Annotated in this window: 18 protein-coding genes, 1 tRNA gene and 1 pseudogene; 14 read left to right on the top strand and 6 right to left on the bottom strand. The window is 61.5% G+C overall.

The window, feature by feature from the left end:
- Positions 1–11: 11 nt before the first annotated feature.
- Both MZC64_RS25630 and MZC64_RS25625 read right to left on the bottom strand, forming a co-directional pair.
- Positions 12–776: an SDR family oxidoreductase gene (locus MZC64_RS25630; protein WP_247759140.1), complete on the bottom strand. Its 765-nt coding sequence runs from the start codon at positions 774–776 to the stop codon at positions 12–14.
- Between the two features lie 490 nt (positions 777–1,266).
- Positions 1,267–2,361: a hypothetical protein gene (locus MZC64_RS25625; protein ID WP_247759141.1), complete on the bottom strand. Its 1,095-nt coding sequence runs from the start codon at positions 2,359–2,361 to the stop codon at positions 1,267–1,269.
- Between the two features lie 392 nt (positions 2,362–2,753).
- Between MZC64_RS25625 and MZC64_RS25620 the strand changes: the two genes are divergently transcribed.
- The 6 genes from MZC64_RS25620 to MZC64_RS25595 all read left to right on the top strand — a co-directional run bounded on the left by MZC64_RS25620 (position 2,754) and on the right by MZC64_RS25595 (position 6,223).
- Positions 2,754–2,993: a helix-turn-helix domain-containing protein gene (locus MZC64_RS25620; RefSeq protein WP_247759142.1), complete on the top strand. Its 240-nt coding sequence runs from the start codon at positions 2,754–2,756 to the stop codon at positions 2,991–2,993.
- A 95-nt stretch (positions 2,994–3,088) separates the two neighbouring features.
- On the top strand, positions 3,089–3,295 hold the full coding sequence (locus tag MZC64_RS25615) for a hypothetical protein (protein ID WP_247759143.1): 207 nt from the start codon (positions 3,089–3,091) through the stop codon (positions 3,293–3,295).
- Complete coding sequence (locus MZC64_RS25610; RefSeq protein WP_247759144.1) at positions 3,292–3,822, top strand: DUF6879 family protein; 531 nt, start codon at positions 3,292–3,294, stop codon at positions 3,820–3,822. The genes MZC64_RS25615 and MZC64_RS25610 overlap by 4 nt, the downstream gene beginning before the upstream one ends.
- Positions 3,797–4,648, top strand: coding sequence for a helix-turn-helix transcriptional regulator (locus MZC64_RS25605; protein ID WP_247759145.1), 852 nt, complete (start codon positions 3,797–3,799; stop codon positions 4,646–4,648). Before MZC64_RS25610 ends, MZC64_RS25605 begins: the two co-directional genes overlap by 26 nt.
- Before the next feature lie 115 nt (positions 4,649–4,763).
- On the top strand, positions 4,764–5,024 hold the full coding sequence (locus tag MZC64_RS25600; RefSeq protein ID WP_247759146.1) for a hypothetical protein: 261 nt from the start codon (positions 4,764–4,766) through the stop codon (positions 5,022–5,024).
- Positions 5,025–5,197: 173 nt separating this feature from the next.
- Positions 5,198–6,223, top strand: a complete 1,026-nt coding sequence (locus tag MZC64_RS25595; protein ID WP_247759147.1) for a Scr1 family TA system antitoxin-like transcriptional regulator — start codon at positions 5,198–5,200, stop codon at positions 6,221–6,223.
- On the opposite strand, the gene MZC64_RS25590 is transcribed toward MZC64_RS25595, so the two are convergent.
- Positions 6,208–6,966, bottom strand: coding sequence for a DUF6879 family protein (locus tag MZC64_RS25590; protein ID WP_247759148.1), 759 nt, complete (start codon positions 6,964–6,966; stop codon positions 6,208–6,210). The two genes, MZC64_RS25595 and MZC64_RS25590, sit on opposite strands and share 16 nt — an antisense overlap.
- 419 nt (positions 6,967–7,385) lie before the next feature.
- Here MZC64_RS25590 and tgmA point away from each other — a divergent pair, with 419 nt between their 5' ends.
- From tgmA to MZC64_RS25580, 3 genes are read left to right on the top strand one after another with little or no spacing between them, the layout of a single operon-like run.
- Entirely contained in the window at positions 7,386–7,727 is a 342-nt protein-coding gene (tgmA, locus tag MZC64_RS49170; RefSeq protein ID WP_374205792.1) for a putative ATP-grasp-modified RiPP, read from the top strand.
- Entirely contained in the window at positions 7,724–8,674 is a 951-nt protein-coding gene (gene tgmB, locus MZC64_RS25585; protein ID WP_282105815.1) for an ATP-grasp ribosomal peptide maturase, read from the top strand. Before tgmA ends, tgmB begins: the two co-directional genes overlap by 4 nt.
- Positions 8,671–9,798 carry a methyltransferase domain-containing protein gene (locus MZC64_RS25580; protein WP_247759149.1) on the top strand — a complete coding sequence of 376 codons (1,128 nt, stop codon included), beginning with the start codon at positions 8,671–8,673 and terminating at the stop codon, positions 9,796–9,798. The genes tgmB and MZC64_RS25580 overlap by 4 nt, the downstream gene beginning before the upstream one ends.
- A 493-nt stretch (positions 9,799–10,291) precedes the next feature.
- Here MZC64_RS25580 and MZC64_RS25575 read toward each other — a convergent pair whose 3' ends face one another.
- Entirely contained in the window at positions 10,292–10,675 is a 384-nt protein-coding gene (locus tag MZC64_RS25575; protein WP_247759150.1) for a winged helix-turn-helix domain-containing protein, read from the bottom strand.
- 142 nt (positions 10,676–10,817) lie between these two features.
- On the opposite strand from MZC64_RS25575, the gene MZC64_RS25570 reads away from it, so the two are divergent.
- The 4 genes and pseudogenes from MZC64_RS25570 to MZC64_RS48805 all read left to right on the top strand — a co-directional run.
- Entirely contained in the window at positions 10,818–11,060 is a 243-nt protein-coding gene (locus MZC64_RS25570) for a hypothetical protein (RefSeq protein WP_247759151.1), read from the top strand.
- Between the two features lie 11 nt (positions 11,061–11,071).
- Positions 11,072–13,138 (top strand): hypothetical protein, encoded by a 2,067-nt coding sequence (locus MZC64_RS25565; RefSeq protein WP_247759152.1) that lies wholly within the window; start codon positions 11,072–11,074, stop codon positions 13,136–13,138.
- Between the two features lie 261 nt (positions 13,139–13,399).
- Entirely contained in the window at positions 13,400–13,672 is a 273-nt protein-coding gene (locus MZC64_RS25560) for a hypothetical protein (protein ID WP_247759153.1), read from the top strand.
- Between the two features lie 116 nt (positions 13,673–13,788).
- Positions 13,789–14,997 (top strand): annotated as a pseudogene (locus MZC64_RS48805) (recombinase family protein); the annotation flags it as partial.
- Between the two features lie 626 nt (positions 14,998–15,623).
- Here the strand turns inward: MZC64_RS48805 and MZC64_RS25550 are convergent.
- Positions 15,624–15,697 (bottom strand) — tRNA-Arg (locus tag MZC64_RS25550).
- Between the two features lie 154 nt (positions 15,698–15,851).
- Between MZC64_RS25550 and MZC64_RS25545 the strand changes: the two genes are divergently transcribed.
- On the top strand, positions 15,852–17,816 hold the full coding sequence (locus MZC64_RS25545; RefSeq protein ID WP_247759898.1) for a bifunctional copper resistance protein CopD/cytochrome c oxidase assembly protein: 1,965 nt from the start codon (positions 15,852–15,854) through the stop codon (positions 17,814–17,816).
- 19 nt (positions 17,817–17,835) lie between these two features.
- On the opposite strand, the gene MZC64_RS25540 is transcribed toward MZC64_RS25545, so the two are convergent.
- Positions 17,836–18,660 carry an ABC transporter permease gene (locus MZC64_RS25540; protein ID WP_247759154.1) on the bottom strand — a complete coding sequence of 275 codons (825 nt, stop codon included), beginning with the start codon at positions 18,658–18,660 and terminating at the stop codon, positions 17,836–17,838.
- Positions 18,661–18,669 lie beyond the last annotated feature (9 nt).

The following is an 18,669-nucleotide window of genomic DNA, read 5'->3' as shown; positions in this document are numbered from 1 at the left end:
AGTGCCGAGGGTCACCCCTCGCGGTGCACCTGGAAGCCCGCGAAGCTCTGCGCCACCGGCATCAGCTCGATGGTGTTGACGTTGACGTGCGCGGGCTGCCCGGTCACCCAGTGCACGGTCTCGGCGATGTCCTCGGCGGTCAGCGGCTGCATGCCGTCGTAAACCCCCGCCGCCTTACCCGAGTCACCCTGGAACCGGACCAGCGAGAACTCGGTGCCGCCGCACATGCCCGGCTCCACGCAGGTCACCCGGACCCCGGTGCCGTGCAGATCGCTGCGCAGGTTGAGGCTGAACTGGTGCACGAATGCCTTGGTGCCGCCGTAGACGTTGCCGCCGGGGTAGGCGTGGATGCCAGCCACCGACCCGATGTTCACCACATGCCCACGTCGCCGCTGCACCATCCCCGGCAACACCGCCCGGGTGCAGTACATGAGCCCCTTGCAGTTGGTGTCGACCATCTGCTCCCAGTCCGCCAGCGAGGCCCGCTGCGCTGGTTCGAGGCCCAGCGCCAGCCCCGCGTTGTTGACCAGGACGTCGATCGCGGCGAACTCCGCGGGCAGCCCCGCCACCACCTGCTCCACCGCGTGGTTGTCCCGCACATCCAGCGCCACCGGGAACACCAGGTCCCCGAACTCCGCAGCCAGCGCCTCCAGCTTGTCCTTGCGCCGCGCGGTAGCCACCACCCGCGCCCCCTCCCCGGCGAACCGGCGGGCGATGGCCGCCCCGAACCCGGTGGACGCGCCGGTCACGAACACGGTCTTGGGCTGTGTGGTCACGGAAGTACTCACCGTTCTCTCCAGATGGGCCAGGTGACCCGTCCAGGCTATGCGGTGATCCGCCAGAGACTTGGGGGTTTCAGGGAGGGGGAAATTCGGGGCGCGAGGCTCGGGGGGTTCGGGGGCGGAGCCCGCCGACCGGGGCCTGGGGGTTGGACCCCCAGAGTCGTGGCGACCGACCCGGTCCGCGCATTCCGCGGGCAGAGCTGTGCCGAGGGAGCGCCCCCAGCGGGAACCTGACAGCATCCAACCGCGTTGTTGATGTTGTAGATGCAGTCTGTGCCCCCGACGGGGCTTCTGTTGCATCTAATCGCATTGTTGTCCCTGGTAAGGGTTCCGCCTGGGGTTCGCATAGAGATCAGCGACCCCTTGAACTGCGGATAACTAGGAGGGTACACATCGAGCGCAGGATCAGGAAGTCTGGCACTACGTAAGCACTTCCTGCCTGACTAGAAGGTGGTGACGGCTCCGTCCTTTCAGGACGGGGCCGTCACTGTTGTAGCTCCCGTTTCAGTGCCCAGGTAAACGTGACGCCAGAACCTGGATATACCCAGCCATCGCAGCCAACAGACACTTCCGGTATTCGGGCACCTGCTGGGCTGGTGTAGACACGGGCCGGGTTCAGACTGGAAACATAGTCCGCGACGCGGATATGGGCAATATCGCAGTCCTGGTGGGTGAGGTTCACCTGAAGTCCGTCACTGGTTTTGGTTAAGGCGAGATACAGGTGGCCGTGTTGCTGGAGCAGGGCACGGTACTTGTAGGACAGGTGAAAACCGCGTTCGCCGCGTGTGTGGTTGTGGTCGAGGGTGACGCTGTGGAATTGCTGGGAATCACCGCGCACGACAACAATTTTTTGTGCTGTGCCGTTGACGGCGTAGCGCACCAATTCGAATGCTTCCGGTGATGCCGCACTGATTCCACTGGTCGGATCGAGTAGCCACACGCCAGCGTTGGCAGGATCGCGAGTGGCCTGCTGCCTGGTGGTGCGATCGCTGACGCACCAAAAATTTTCTTCGGTAGGCAGTGCGCTGATGTAGTGTTCCCAGGTGAATTCGGCAACGAACATTGCGCCCAGTCCGTGTGCGGGTCCTTCGGTCCATGGTGTGAGCACAATGGACACGCGTGTATCGGAACTTGTGACGGTGGAGTGCTCGACCTGGCGGCGAAATTTTTGGGTGAGGTCCGCCGCTAGCGGCGGGTTCTTTAGCCTGACGGCTAAAGAACTTTCGATCATCTCATCCAAGGCGTCTGGGGTTGCGGTTCGGCTGAATTCCCGTGGCGCGGCGGCGAATCCGTCTATTACGCTTTGTTTGATGGCGGGAACCTGTTGAGCGAGCAGGGCTTCAAGGAGTTGGATGAGGCGTTCGATGTAGTCGCGGTAGTCGAAATAGATGAGCAGGGTCGATACGAGGCCGGTGCCCATTAGTGTTTGCCCGAATTCTTCTACGGGAAACCAGTAGAGCTGTTTGATCGGCTCCAGTTTGGACAAGAACAGCAGACCCATGCCGGTGACGGTCAAGAGAATGGCAATAAGGGCAAGTTTTGTTCTGTGGAGCTGTTGTAATGGTCCGCTATCGTCCATGAATGCCGATAGTAGAACAATGCGGAATTGTTTCTTTTAGGGCTGGTGTTCTGTCACTATGAGAGCGGACCCCGGAAGTAGTAGTTCCGGGGTCCGCTCATCATCACCGTGTTGGGTGGTTACTTCTTCTTCGTCGGCTTGGGGTCGGGGCTGCCGCCCCCGTCGCCTTCGCCGCTGCCTCCGATGTGGCTGTCACGGCTGAATCGGGTTCGTGTCATACATCCTCCTCTCCAGCTCTACGGGGCTCTCGGCGTCCGCCAGGGGTGAGCTGGCAGACGCTGCGGACTGGTGCCCGCAGCCAGGCAGAGTAGGACTCATCGTCACTAGACGTAAAGTCTCGTGATTCAACGTCTCTGGATACATCGTCCCTAGACCTATGGGCTTGACCCGTCATGGTCAAGCAGACGTCGCCAGCAGCCCGCCAGTTCGGATCACGAGTCCGCGCCCGCCGGGAAGAACTCGGCCTGAGCCAAGAAAAACTTGCCGACAAGGCCGGGTTGCACTGGACCTACGTCGGCCAGGTCGAACGCGGCCAACGCAACGTCTCGCTGCACAACATTTTGAAGATCGCCGCCGCGCTGCAGATGGACGCGGGCACCCTCATGCAGGGGCTGGAACCGCCCGCCGAGTAGCCGCGGTGAGGGTGGCTACTGCGATCGGGTGGGGTCTATGCACGAGCGTGACTAACCGCCTGAACTGCGGGTTCTGCCGTGGTATCCAGACAGGTATGAGAGCTGAGCGCATCGCAGGCTGTGAAGACACGGACTGCCCGAAGATCTACTTCACCACTACCGGCACTGTGTTGGCCCAGGGCAACCCAGTCACCAATGTCGAGGGGGTGACCCCTGGCCCTGGTGAGCTGGTGGTGGAGCTGCCCGAGCAGGTGTTGCGGCTGGCTGTTGCCGAGTTGGATCTCCGTCAGGGGCGCGTGTGACCGAAGTGGACGGTGCCGCCGTCGCTGAGTTGTTCGAGACGTGCCGTACGGCGTGGCGGTGGGAAGCTCAACCCACTTACACCATCGAGCGGGAACAGCCGACGCTGGCGCTTTTCCTTGCAGCCCAAGCCAAACCCGAGGATCACAACGCGGCCTGGCGCCGCAAGATCACCGCCTGGGCCGCCGAGGGCAAGCAGATCGCACGGGTTCGGGTGCTGTCCCATCCGTTGACGGACTACCAGCGGTATCAGCTTGCCTGGGGTATCCCCGGCAACATCGCTGCCGGGGAAGACGTCCGCGTCTACGACCGTGATGCACACCCGGATGGTGTTGTGCCGCAACAGGATTTCTGGCTGTTCGATGACAACGCCGTGGTGGTGTTGAACTTTTCCTCAGATGGGCGCTTGCTCAACCGCGCCTTGGCGGCAGATTCTGAGCTGGACCAGTACCGCACCTGGCACCAGGTCGCGGTCAACGCCTCGATACCGCTAGCAGAGTGGGATGCTCGACCTCGACCGACTCCCTGACGATCGACGCGACCTCGCGTCGATTCTGCGTGCCCTGCGCACAGCAGCGGGCCTGTCGGGGGAGCGCCTGGCTGCGCGCTGCAACCTGTCGCAGACCAAGGTCAGCCGGATCGAGACCGGCAAGGCCGTGCCCACCGTGGCCGAGGTGGAGCTCATCCTGCACGCTCTGGCCACACCACCGGAGGTTGCTGAGCGGCTGTTGCAGCTCGCTCGTGTGGCCAACACCGACTTCACCAACCTGCGCGCCTTCGCTGAGGCTGGCCTGTGGCGAGCACAAGAGGCCATCACGGCCCTGATCCGTTCCTCAACCCAGGTACGCCAATTTCTTGCGGTCATGCCTTCCGGGTTGTTGCAAACCGAGGACTACGCCCGCGCTGTCCTGACCCAGACCAAGGGCAAGGTCGGGCGCGATGTTGAGCGCACCGTCGCTGCACGTCTGGCGACGCAGGCGACCTTGCACGATCCAGGCCGGCGTTTCTCGTTCCTGGCCACCGAGAACGCCATCCGCTGGCCGGTCGGCAACCCGAAGATCATGGCTGGGCTGTGTGACCGCCTGGCCCAAGTCGCCGAGTATCCCAACGTGAAGTTGGCTATCGTGCCGCGTGATGCCTGGCTACCAGAACGACCCCTGCACTACTTCACCTTGTATGACAGCCGCTTGGCCGTCACCGAGCTGTTCACCGGTGTGATGACCCACCGCGACCCCAAAGACATTGCCCGGCTGGCCGCTGTCTTCGACACCTTCTCCGAACATGCCGTCACCGGGTCCGCGGTGACCGAGCTGCTGTCGCACGTCCGGAGCGATTTTATGCGACAGCGTAACTAAAACTGGATGCCGAACCAGGCCGGTCCTAGCGTAATCAGCACCCCCTCGCGCTGACCGAATCCTGAGTTCCTGCACTCGGTGAGCGCGCCCACCTCGTGACGTCGGGAGCCACGCTATGGACCCGCACCTTGCCGCCCTGCAGCGCTTGGCCTTGGCTGGCTGGCTCGGAGTCCCCATCGGTGATCCCAGCGACCCCAGCGAGCTGCTGTACACGAAAACCCTTGGTGGTGTTGAGGAATCTCTGCTCGTGCGCGCCCACGATGACGCTGTGGCATTCCGTGTCGTTGGCGGGCGCCGGACCCAGGCCACCGAAGGCACCGTCTCCGACGTCGTGGCTGCAGTGTTGGATTGGCCGAGCCTGATCGTCACCCGATGAGCGCACAGCCGGATTACAGCCAACGCGAGTATGAGCGGCAACGCGACCGCCGTAGCCGCTGCGCCCGCTGGCTTTCCTCTGACTGCCACGGGGTCCTGGTCAACTGCACGTGCATCGCAGCACCAGCCGTGGCCTCAGTGCCGTGGCAGGCGAAAATGGACTGGTCGCTGTAGATGAATAACTCACTGGATTGTCTTTGTGTCGCAGTGGCTTTCGATGCGAAGCGGCGCTACTGTGTGACTGAAAGTCTGGTAGCGTTGATAGATCAAGCAGAACGGCAACAAGGTCTGGAATTCATGCCTTCTTCATCTTCCTCGTCAGCTCAAGCGGCGCGGCAGCGATTGGCTGACCAACTCCGAGAGCTACGCGTCCAGGCTAGGATTTCAGGGGTAGAATTTGCGCGGCGGGCCGGATGGGGCGACTCGACGAACGTTACGAAGATTGAAAAGGCTCAACGTCCTGCTTCTGTGGATCATGTGCGCTTGTGGTGCAGAATATGCGGCGCAGGTGAGCAGCGCGAGGCTGAGCTTTTGAACGAGCAGCGCGCGGTAGCGCGCATGTGGGTCACCTATCCGCAACTAAACCAAGGTGGACTCAGGGCTGCACAAAAGTCTATTCGAGATAGATACGAAAATCTTACTTTGTCGCGCATCTACCAGTCTAGGGTTCTTCACAGCCTGCTGCAGACAGAGGCGTACACACGTGAAGCCTTGCGAGGTGCCCAAGTGGAACAAGGCGTTACTGATGTCACTGACTTGGAAGCCGACCTGGAAGCAGCTGTTGCAGAGCGCATGAACCGCCAGAAGGCACTAAAACGACCGGATGCTCGCTGGGTGTTCATACTTGAGGAGTGGGTGCTATGGCTGCGCCCCTGGTGGCCTGAATTGCATATTGATCAGCTTCATTATCTGCTAAAACTTCGCAAGCAACCTACGGTTTCGGTGGGTATTATCCCCGCGAATGCGTCTCGGCAGGGCATTCACCCTACCGAGACGTTCAGCATCACTGATACCCACTTGATCACCGTTGAGTTGGTTTCAGGCTACCTTTCGGTGACGCAGCCAGCCGAGGTCGAAATGTATCAGGCCAAGTGGAGGCAGCTATCAGAGTTGGCGGTTTTCGGTCAGTCGTCCGTTGCGCTGATAGGACGGGCGATCGCTATGCTCGAACATAGTAGGCGCAATCAAGACGGGGTGTAATCGGCGTGTGGAATAGCTCGTTCCCAGGCCATCTCGAACATGCCCACTACAGGAATAATCTTTCGAGGATCGGTCACGTACTCGAACTTGTTCATCTCGGCTCCGGCTCCGCTGGTGTAGTGGTAGCGGATGAGGCGCTGATCCAGCATCCAGTAGTCGGCGATGGGCACCGGCAAGTCATAGGCGAGATGACGCGGGAGCCAGCGCAGATCTTCGCCAGCTGCAACGTTTCCGTAGCTGATCGCGTGTTCCCAGCGGATATAGTCGCTCACCGGCTCGGATACGATCCGCAGCCGCCGAAAGCGCACACCACGACTGACTGCCGAACCGATCAGTTTCTTCCAGTTGTCCCAGTTGTATGACGTGTCGCCGTCAACTAGCCACTTTTGGAATGCCGGGTGGGTCGGGTCGTAGGTGTCGCGCGCTTCCAGGTGAACTGCTGACCTCATTGTAGGTTCCAGCAGTTCTTCAAACGACGGGTCGCCATGCCCGCGGCGGCCTTTTTCGTACTCGCCGTTGAGGGCTTCCAGCAGGGACGGCTTCAGGTTCGCTGGGAGCCAGATCGCCGTCTCATCATCATGAATTGGGACATGCTCGGTGAGTTTGGCCAGTGTGCCTGGATCGGTGACGCGCCGCCCAATGAGGCTAATGTCGCCGGTAGCAGCTTCGACGTACACAGCCGGACAGGTCAGTTCTGGCGACATTTTGTCTCCGCCAACAAAGTCAATGTCACGTTCTGCCATCACTTGCATCCCCTCCGTGAGATCCGATGCTCGACTAGACCTTGCCGCCGGGCGTTGGCGCTGGTCAAGGCCAGGGGCCAAAGATTGCCAAAAAGCTGGCGTGTAGCGCTGAGACGCCGCCACACTCGCTGTCCAGCGGCTAGGACTGAGGAGGTGGAGGGCATGGTCTTAGTGGTCGTGCTCGGGTGCAGCTTCCTACTCACTCTTGGCGCGGTCCTGGGCTGGGCGCTGGCCGAGGCAGCGCTGTCGCACCGTTCGCGGCGGCAGGCGATCCTTCAGCGCCAGCTGAACATGCAGTCACGTGCTTTACGTTCACGGTGATCAGCTGCTCGTGCCTGATTGTTTTTTGCCGCCTGACTTCGGATCCTGGGCTGTCTTAACTGTGTCCGTTACGCAATAGTCATTGAGGAGAATGCGGTATGAAGAACCTATCTTCTGTAGACCCGATCAGCCCGGCGTCGACGTTGTTCTCCACTGGACGTGGTGAGGCGCGTGAGTGGGACGCGGGGACGGCACGGTCTTTTGGTTTGCGGCGCATGGTGCCGACTGAAGCGCACGAAATCGTGGATCTGACCGGACTTCGGTACGACCCAATTGCTCAGATGACGAACGCCGGCGTTTTGCCGATCACGTCCGGGACATACGAGACGGGGACGCAACAAACGGTCACTAAGTCAACCAATCAGACTACAACGCGGGATCACCAGTCCTGGCCTGACAGCGACACCGAGACTTTTATCCTCCCGGACACTGATCTATGACTGTCTTGATTCTTACTTCTCCGCTGGACACGACAGCGGACATGGTAGTCAGCCGACTGCATGATCTCCAAGTTCCACTATTTCGAACTGATGTTGCCGACTTTCCACAATGCCTGAAGTTCGAGGCTAGGCTAATTTCCGGACGGTGGATCGGTAAGCTGGCAGATTCCTACCGAAGCGTGGACTTAGAAGATATCCGTTCAGTGTATTACCGGCGTCCAACTATGTTTCGGGTCGATTCCACTCTTGCCGGCGTAGAACGATCGTGGTGTGCAAGCGAGGCAAGATTTGGTTTCGGAGGAGTGCTATCTAGCCTCCCGGCGCTCTATGTGAATCACCCCACGTGTAACGCGGCTGCTTCATATAAGCCGTATCACCTTCAGGTAGCCACGGACGTAGGGCTCATGGTTCCGAAGACAATAGTCACCAACATAAAAGAAGCTGCCAGAACATTCTTCAGTCGCACGGGAAGTGTTGTCTATAAGACCCTCTGCGGAACCCCGTTTACGAGTGCCCCAAGTTTGCTGTTCACTAGCCCAGTAATTGTTGATGAACTCGATGAGAGCATCGAGCTAACTGCCCACAAGTTTCAGGAGAGGCTCGAAAAGGAGTACGAACTACGTGTCACCGTTGTGGGAGAACGTGTATTTGTCGCCCGCATAGATGCGCTCTCTTCTGCAGCAAAGATCGACTGGAGGCGCGACTATGCAAATCTCAAGTACACCTCATGGATTTTGCCCGACGAAGTGAAAACGCGTACGCTAAAACTCGTAAAACGCCTCGGGTTGCAGTTCGCTGCAATAGACATGATTGTTACGCCCTCTGGTGATCACTTTCTGATTGATGTTAACCCCAACGGTCAGTGGGGGTGGATCGAAGAAGAAACAGCTTTGCCGATCAGTCAAGCGCTAGCCAGACTCCTCTCACAAGGAAATTCAGAGCTGTGACAACAACGAATGACTATATTCAAGATCGCCGTAAGCTTGTTGCCTTGCTTCGGCAAAAAGGAACTCTGCAAGATCGACTGTGGTGCCAGGCGTTCCTCGATGTTCCGCGGCACGTATTCGTGCCTAAATTCACCCTTCTTGATGCTGCCGAAAATCTTGTCACCATAGACCGGAGGCAACCGGAGGAGTGGTTGGCTGCGGTGTACAGCGACGACGCCTTGGTAACAAGTCATGACGAGAGCGGAATTGCCTGCAGTTCGTCGACTCAGCCGTTCGTGATGGCGGTCATGCTTGAGGTATTGCAGGCTAGATCAGGTATGAGAGTCCTTGAGATCGGAACAGGTACCGGATACAATACGGCGCTTCTGAGCTATGCTCTTGGTGCCCAGAATGTTACTAGTGTCGAAATCGACTCTGCTGTCAGCAGGGCGGCAAAGACCGCTCTTGTCAGTCTTGATTTCCGGCCAGAAATTATCGTCGGCGATGGGCTGCAAGGATTCCCGGCAAACGCTCCCTATGATCGGATCATCGCAACCTGTTCCACTCGAAAAGTCCCGCAATCATGGCTAGAACAGACTGCCGATAATGGTGTAATCGTAGTCAACCTAGGGTTCGGCATCATTGCTCTGTCCATGACGACGGAGCGTGTTGCCAGCGGTCAATTTCATCCAGAAGTCGCGGCGTTCATTGAGGCACGTCCCGCTGATGGGCGTGCTGGACTGCCCTTTGGGGAGCTGATCAGAATTGTCAACCAAGAACCAGAAACAGTGAGTCAGGGTGACAATCCGAGCTTGATCACTACAGCCGACTTTGAGTTCCTGCTTAAGCTCGTAATTCCTGGCTTGAGTTGGTACACCCGGCTCGACGATCTAGGTAACCCAGAACGCTGGGGTGCTACCGACATCGATAGCGGGTCCTGGATTACCCTGGATCACCACGGTGACATGACAACCGTTAGCCAGGGTGGAGCCCGGAAACTCTGGCCCACCATCCAAACTCTCTACCAAAGTTGGCTGGAAGCTGGGAAACCTTCCCACGACCACTACGGCCTGACCATCGCACCTGATGGTCAACACAGCCTATGGCTTACTAATCCAGACAATGTGATCTACGTTCTAGACTAGGCATTTTGAAGCGTCGTGGTGGGGCCTGGTGTTGATGAGGTTCCACTGCTTCATTTTTTCCTGGTCGCTGTGAAGACTGTCTTTATGGTTTCGTTTGGAGGCAAGAGATAGTCTTGAGAGTTGGGCTGTTTGTTGCCATTTTTCTGGTTCTACTGAAAAAGAAGTTGTTGATTGTAAGCACAATGGCTTGTGTCCACAAGGGACGCCCCGCTACCTGGCGTTGAGCTACCTCTACATCACGTGCTGACGGTAGTCAGCCTGTCACTGTGTGCTGTACCACAGCCCGGAACCCCGTCAGTTGTTGATTCACCTAAATCTGTGGCGGCATAGCGTGTCGCCTGAATGAGGGGATGCTCGGGGTCGTAGAAAGGTGCTCGCATGAACACCAGCAGTGAGGATTCATCAGAGAGTTACCAGCAGCCCGCCGACGGGGCTGTTAGGGATGCGCATCTGCGGTACTCGGCGCAGCTGGCGGTGGAGCGCTTGGAACAGATCAGGCTCGACCTGTCCGCCGTGGTGGACTCGCTCGGCGCGTAGCGGCGTTGAGCTCGGCCAGCTTGCGCACGGTCTCTTCCAGACTGTCCAACCGCTGGTGCACCAAGGTCAACATCTGGGCGAACTCGTTCGCCGGGGTGGCTGGTGGGTCGTTGCGGATCACGTAAGTTCCCCTGCCCCGGATCGCTGCCACGTAGCCTTCGGCCTTGAGGACGTCCACGGCTTTTTGTGCTGTGGGCAACGTCGATTCCCACGTGTTGCGCAAGGCTGCGTGCGAGGGGATCTCATCACCCACGGCCAGCTCTCCGCTGGTGATCTTAGCGCGAAGGTCGTCGGCGATGATCATGTAGTCGGGGCGGTGGTCGGTGGGTTCGCGGCGCATATGGTCAGTCTATGCGCTTCATGCAGCACATGCAGTTAATTCGCTGAGTTGGCCTCTGGTAGATGCCTAGGCTCCCTGATTGCATGGAGTGCATGGATAAAACACATGTACTCCATGACCCCCATGAAGGGGGTTGTGATGAATGAGCGAAAAATGGGAAGACCTCCAAGCACGCCTGGTTCGCCTGGGCGAGTTCGCCGAAGACCTGCCGGAATTCGTCGCTGACCCAGCGCTGAACACCTGGCTGTATAAGGAAATCTGCCGGGAAGCCTCGACCGTGTGGGATACGTCCATGTCGTACTGGATGGACACCCTGCATGCCCGGCTTGACCGAGCACTCGCTGAGTCCGAGCAAGGAACCGGCGATGGGTGCGATGTGCCCTGATTGGCGTTCGCGTGCTGGCTGCCCTGCGCGCCAAGGTATCCAGCATCCGCGATCATGTGGCGCGTGTTGTGTGGCATCTGGTGCACCTGGTGTGCACTGTGGCCGCGATTGTTCAGCGGTGCTTGCGCTGGTTCGCGGCTGTGCCCCTCGTCGTCGTTCTGACTCGATGGGCGAAGTTCGTAGGAAAGTGTTGTGCACCAACGGTTCTTGATGTTCTGAGCTGGCTGCGGCATCGGGCGCTGTGGGCAACAGGTGGCCTGATCAAGTGCAGCTTGTTTGCGCTGCTGCGGACAGGGTGGCGCACGCTGGGCGATACCAAGCGCGGCCTGGTGTGGTCGTGGGCCAGGCTGGCGCCGTACCTGGTGGCCTACACCGATTTCGCCAAAGTCGTTGCCAATGCGGTAAAAGAAGGCGAAGCCAAGCGCGAGAAGCGCCTCCGGGCGCAGTGGCGTAGAGCAGCGTGGCGACGCACCGCAACAGCCGTCGCCATGGCGTTCATGATCATGGCCGCGGTGCTGACCGCTGCCCAGTTCTATGGCTGGCTGGCCTACCTGATCGGAGCAATCCTCGTGGCCGTGCCGTTCGCGGTCATCGGCGCAGTGCTGCGCCGCCGAGGCGAGCAGGAACAAGCCGAGACCGACCGGGCGATGGGCCAGCCTTTCCCGATCGCCGACGCCCACACCCGCAAGGAAGCAGCCGACTGTGTAACGCGGGCTGTGCAGACCGAAGGCATCGAGCTGCGTGGCACTGAGGAAGCTGTGCGTCAGCCGTGGGGTTGGCAAGTGCCGGTGATCTTGCAACGGGGCACCCCCGATGCGTTGATCGACAAACTTGCCGCGCTGGAAACCACTCTGGATCTACCAGCAGGTGGCCTGTTGGCCACACCAGCCAGCGACCGGCGGGCACGGGTTGTGCTTCGCCTGGCGCTGCGTGATCCATTCGCACAGATGCCGGAGGCACCACAGTACGAGCCGGGGTCGCTGTCCATTGTGGACTCCCATGTGATCGCCCAACGGATGGACGGCACCGATCTTGGGCTGTGCCTGTTCGGCGCGCACGTGGTCGTGATCGGCGTACCCGGTGCGGGCAAGTCGGTCACGTTGCGGACGCTGGCTGATGTGGTCTCGGCCTGCCGAGATGCGCAAGCCTGGGACTTGGCCCCCTCCGGTGACGGCCTGGACGTGCTCGGCGGTGCCATCGCCAGAAGGGCACGCACTCGTGAGGGCATCGAGCGTGCTCTTGCCGATGCGTTGGACTACGCCGAAGCCAGACCACGCCTGTTTGGCCAGCTCGGTATGGGCGACTCGTGGCAGGTCAGTCCAGAGCGGCCTGCGGTGGTGCTGTTCATCGACGAATACCCCGCCTTGAGTGATGAGGCCAAGGAACTCTGCGTGCGGCTGCTGCGAGCCGGGCGCAAGGCTCGGATCGGTGTGGTGTTCGCCGCCTCTGAAGCTACCTCCGACACGTTGGGGAGGGCGATCGCGGACACGCTGCCCACCAAGATCATGTTGCCGTGCCGCAATCAAGATATTCGTTTGGTACTCGGCACTAATCGTGTGGGCGAGGGGTGGCGACCGGATCGACTCAACCCCGAATCTGGTGAAGCCTCCGAAGATGCCGGAAAGTGCTACATCTACGCCGCCAAGGCACGCGAACCCATGATCTCCAAAATCCGGCTACTGCCGCGCGATCGAGCCCACCGCAATGGTGCACAGCGCGCTACTGCTGGGTTGCCTCGACTCGATGCCGACACCATCGCCGAAGCTCGAAAAAATCGGGCGCAGCGCGGCGGCAGCACGCCACCTACGGCAGTCGATGAACAAGCCGTCGTTGACGTACTCGGTGTGTTCGGTATCCGCGAAGAAATGTGGACCAAGGACATTCTTCCTGGCTTAGTCGCACGGGATCAGCGCTATCAGGGCTGGACCGGGCGCACACTTGCCACAGTTCTTCGTCCACTCAAAATTTCGGCTGGGCAAGTCCGCATCAACGGCACCAACCTCAACGGCTACTACCTGGCCGATATCACCGAAAAATGGGAAAAATACCAGCGCGACAGCACATCCGAGCCGCCCTAGACGTACCTCTGCCGTGCAGAGCCACCCAGACCCTACGCGCAGCAGCGAGAACATCGTTTGACCTGCACTGCAGGGGCTGAGAGGCAGAACCGCGGCACACCCCTTAAAACCCAAAAACCGTTCGAAACCAGCAACAACACCAGGTTCCGCACTACCTCTGCCTCTGCTGGAAACGGCATAGGCCGGCACACCCGAACGGACCAACGCAACGCGACCGCAACGAAGCTCACTACTACCAACAGAAAGGAGTCGATCATGTAGGTGAATGACCGTCCACAACAGACACAACAAGGAGAAAACCATGACATAGCAAGCACAACTGACATTGAGAAATGCGTAGAGAAAAGGGCGCGGCAGGCGTACCATGAAACCGCGCGGGCACGCGGTCCATTGAAGTTCCGCGTCACGATCACCTACATCGGTGGCGCGGAAGGGGAACGCATTCGTCAAGAACTCGCGATGTGGCTACGGCAAGCACTGATCCTGATTGCCGAACACAAGAAACAATCTGAGCAGAAAGGAGAACGGTCGTGACAGTCAATCACTCTGCGGACGGGCGTGTCCCGCCTGCGTTCGCTCGTACCGGATCATCACCGGCAACGGTGTTTGGTCCCTCCGGGCTGTCCGATCACGCTGTATCACCCCTGGGCATGCCTGTTGCTTTGCTGACAGGCAATGTTCGGGTGGCGATCCTGGCGCGTACGTCCACAGACGATAACCAAGATCCGCGCCAGTCCATCATGAGACAAGTACGAAACTCTAAACAGCCGTTGCCGGAAGCCTGGACCGTGGTCGCCTATTTCTATGATGTCGAGTCAGGGCGCAAAGATCTAGCAGAGCGCGGACAGGGTACCGATTACGAACGCTACGATATTCCGATCCCGCGTGAAGGCGGCATTGCTGACCTTCTGGCTGAAGCGAGCCGCCCGGATCGACGGTTCGACGTGGTGATGTGCGAATCAATCGCGCGGGTAGCCCGTCGCCAGTTTGAAGGGCTCTCCATTGAGCGGGAACTTGACGAGTGTGAAGTTCCGCTGTTTGCTGCTAACGAACCGATCATGTTGGACGGTCGCCGGTCGCAAAAGGTGTTGCAGCGTGGCGTGAACCGCGTCATTGCCGAATACGAGGTTCTCAACACCCTAGAACTATCATGGGGTGGACTCTGTGAACACGTCCGCGAAGGCTACAACATAGGCATGCCCCCGTATGGGTACGAAGGAAAAATTCTGCCGCACCCGAATAAAGACAAGGCTGACAAGGGCAAGAAGAAAACCCAACTTGCCGCCCATGAAGTACGTGGACCCGTGGTTACCCAGATTGCGCATTGGCGCTACCATGAAGGCTTGGGATATAGCGATATCGCTGACCGGTTGAACGCTGACCCTGTGCGGTATCCGCCACCCATGCCCCCTGGCGGTGCGAAAAGAGCGCGGGGAGTATGGGGTAAAAGCACGGTGGGAGATATCCTGCGCAACCCCAAATATACCGGCTATATGGTCTTTAATCGGCGGCGCACTAGTTCCGGTAGTGGTCAGGTCAACGATCCGATGAAGTGGGTATGGTCAACCCAGCCCACGCATGAACCGTTAATTCCTAAATGGATGTACGACGAGATCAACAGTGACAGGCTCGCCCGGCGCGGTTCACGATCAGGTAATGATCTCAACTCCCACCCGGCTACGTTGCGCACGTATGTGTTGCGGGGCTTGCTGTTTTGTGGATGCGGTCGCCGCATGTTCGGTAACAAGCGCCGTAAAAGCACCTACTACCAGTGTTGGCCACGGGCGAATAACCGAGGGCGACCCGACAAGTATGAAGGTCACCCCAAAGCGGTGTATCTGCGTGAAGACGCCGTGCTGGATGCGGTCAACACCGTGTTCAACGACAGCGTTTTCGGCCCAGATCGGCACACGGTGTTGGCCGCTGAACTAGCTACCGCCGACACCACGCAAGCCGAAAGGCGCAGTGTTGAGCGGGAACGACTCCAACGCGTCCTGGCCGACATCGCACGCCAACAGGCCGCGATCATGACCCAGGCGCGCGCCGGAGACCCCAACGACCCGTTCACTCAGGCGCTGCGCACCGACTACAACGAGCTGGACAGCCGGAAGAACACCACCTTGGCTGTGATCGCCCAACTCGACACCGAGGATGGCAACGACCCGCACCCGCTGCCCAGCCTGGACGAGATCGCTCTACTGGATGAGTTGCCGGTGATGGTGCTCACCCTGGCCCAGTGGGCACCTGCACACCTGCGCACGCTGTTCGAGGTCACCAAGCTGGCCGTGGCATTGGACCAGGACAGCGACCAGGTGCACATCACGTTGAGCCTGCACGCAGCAGAGCTAGCCGCGCTGGCCACCCTGGCAGCCGAACAACAAGAAACGGCAGGTCAAACGGCCTGCCGGGGGTGTGCAGATGGTGGTGGTGACCTCTGCGAGGGTCGTACTGCATCTAGCGCGCCCGATGTTGTAGATGCTGAGCGTGCCCCCAGCAGGACTCGAACCTGCGACCTAGAGATTAGAAGTCTCTCGCTCTATCCAGCTGAGCTATGAGGGCAGTGGCGGAGGTGAGCCGCCGGGTCGAAATCGTAGCCGGAACCTGGACCGGGGTCGCGCCCCCTTCCAGGTTCTTCGTTGCCTACGCTCGTCCTGTGGCACCCGAGCGCACCGACGAGGTCGACCCCACCCCCGTTCGACGTCCCACCGGCGGCATGGCGGTGCTGGTGATCGTCGGGATCCTGCTGGCCCTGAGCGTGGCGGTCGCGCTCACCGCGCTATCACCCGGCCGGGTGTACGCCGAGTACGGCCTGCCCGATCCGGGCGATGTGACCCGGTTCGGGCAGTCGCTGGTCCGGGCCATCGCCGAGGTGTGCGCGGCGATCGCGGTCGGCTCGCTGCTGTTCGCGGTCTTCCTCACCCCGGCCCAGCGCACCGGGCTGCTGGCCGCCGACGGGTACGCCGCGGTGCGGGCCGCGGGCTGGGCGGCGCTGGGCTGGTTCCTGGCCGCCTCGGCCATGGTGCCGCTGTTCGTGGCCAACGCGCTGGGCAAGCCGGTCTCGCAGGTGCTCAACCCGACCCAGCTGATCGTCTACATCGACGCGCTGGAGCAGGCCAAGGCCTGGGTGGCCACCGCGTTGCTGGCCGGGTTGCTGGCCATCGCCTGCCGGATCGTGCTGTCCTGGGGCTGGACCTTCGCCGCGTTCGCCTTCTCGCTGCTGTGCCTGATGCCGGTGGCGGTCACCGGGCACTCGGCCTCCGGTGGCTCGCACGACGTCGGCACCAACTCACTGATCTTCCACCTGCTCGCCACCGCGTTCTGGGTCGGCGGCCTGGTCGCCCTGGTCGCGCACGCCTACCGCGGCGGCGGCCACCTCCAGCTCGCCTACCGCCGCTTCTCCAAGCTCGCGCTGATCTGCTGGATCACCCTGGCCGTCTCCGGCGTGATCAACGCGCTGGTCCGGCTCACGCCCGCCGAGGTGTTCAGCACGCCCTACGGCACGTTGGTGCTGGCCAAGATCGGCGCGCTGGGCGTGCTCGGCGTGGTCGGCTATCTCCAGCGGCAGCGCGGGGTCCGGGCACTGGGCGCGGACGAGTCCCGCTCGGTGCTGATGCGCCTTGGCGGCATCGAGATGCTGCTCATGCTGGCCACCATCGGCATCGCGGTCGCCCTGGGCGGCACCCCGCCGCCGGGGGAGATCAGCGCCCAGCCCAGCACCACCGAACTGCTCATCGGCTACAACCTGGACGGCCCGCCGACCTTCCTGGCCCTGCTGCTGGACTGGCGGTTCGACCTGCTCTTCGGCTCACTCTCGATCGCCGCCGCGCTGGTCTACCTGGCCGGGGTGCGCAGGCTGCGCAAGCGTGGGGACGCCTGGCCGGTCGGCCGCACCATCGCCTGGGTGGCGGGCTGCCTGACCATCCTGATCGCCACCAGCTCCGGCATCGGCCGCTACTCGCCCGCGATGTTCAGCGTGCACATGGGCAGCCACATGCTGCTGTCCATGCTCGCCCCGGTGCTGCTGGTGCTCGGCGGCCCGGTCACGCTGGCCCTGCGCGCGCTGCCCACCGCGGGCAAGGACGCCCCGACCGGACCGCGAGAGTGGATCCTGGCCATGGTGCACTCGCCGGTCAGCCGGTTGCTGACGCACCCGCTGGTCGCGCTCGCGCTGTTCGTCGGCTCCTTCTACGGCCTCTACTTCTCCGGCCTGTTCGACGCCGCGCTGCCGCTGCACTGGGCGCACCTGGCGATGAACGCGCACTTCCTGCTCGCCGGGTACGTCTTCTACTGGCCGGTCATCGGCATCGACCCGGCGCCGCGCAGGCTGCCGCCGCTGGGCAGGCTCGGCCTGGTGTTCGCCTCGATGCCCTTCCACGCCTTCTTCGGTATCGCGCTGATGAGCGGCTCGACGGTGATCGGCGCGTCCTTCTACAACCAGCTCGCGCTGCCCTGGGCCACCGACCTGCTCTCCGACCAGCGCCTCGGCGGCGGCCTGACCTGGGCCTCCGGTGAGTTGCCGCTGTTGGTGGTGGTGATCGCGCTGCTCGCCCAGTGGGCCAAGGCGGACGCGCGGGACGCCAAACGGGCCGACCGGCACGCCGAGTCCGACGGGGACGCCGACCTGACCGCGTACAACGAGATGCTCAAGCGGATGGCCGGGGGCAAGCGCGACGGCTGACCCCCGGCCACCTACCGGCTCAGGGGCGGCGGAACCCGCGTTCGGCCAGCACCGCGCCGACCACCGCGATACCCGCGCTGGCCACCAGCGCCGAGGTCACGCCGGAGCCGACCGGGTTGTTCAGCGCCAGATCGCGGGCGGCGTTGATGGCGTAGGAGATCGGGTTCACCTCGGCCACCACCTGCAACCAGCCCGGCAGGCTCTGGATCGGCACGAACGCGCTGGAGGCGAACTGCAGCGGGAACAGCGCCATCATGCCCACCATCTGCGCGGTGGTGCTCTCCCGCAGCCAGGCGGCCGCGGCCAGGAACAGCCAGCCCAGGCTCCAGCCGACCGCCAGCGCCAGCAGCAGCGCGCCGATCACGCCCGGCAGCCCGCCGGCCGGGGCGAAGCCGAAGAGCAGGGCGGCCGCGATGAGCATGACCACCAGCTCGATCAGCCCGCGGGTCAGGTCGGCGACGCTGCGCGCGATCAGCACCGCCACCGGGCTCACCGGCATCGAGCGGAACCTGGCCAGCACGCCGTTCTTCATATCGCTGGTCAGCCCGACCCCGGCCTGCACGCCGACCATGGTCGCGGTGGTGACCATGATCGCGGGCAGCAGGTAGTCGATGTAGGCCACGCCCTTGGGGAACATCGGCCCCTCGGCGATCACCCGGAACACCTGACTGAACAGCACCAGCATCAGCAGTGGCTGCATCAGGCTGAACACCAGCGTCCTGGGGTCGCGCAGCACCGGGCGCAGTGAACGCCCGGTCAGCACCCAGATCTGGGTCAACAGGCCGCTGCCCTGCCACGGGGTGGACACCCCTGGCAGCTCCGGCCTGGCGATGGTCGCGGTCATCACATGTCC

It is taken from the genome of Crossiella sp. S99.2, from assembly GCF_023094165.1.
Classification (GTDB): domain Bacteria; phylum Actinomycetota; class Actinomycetes; order Mycobacteriales; family Pseudonocardiaceae; genus Crossiella.
The sequence above is the reverse complement of the archived record's forward strand: the minus strand, read 5'-3'. Positions and strand labels throughout refer to the sequence as shown.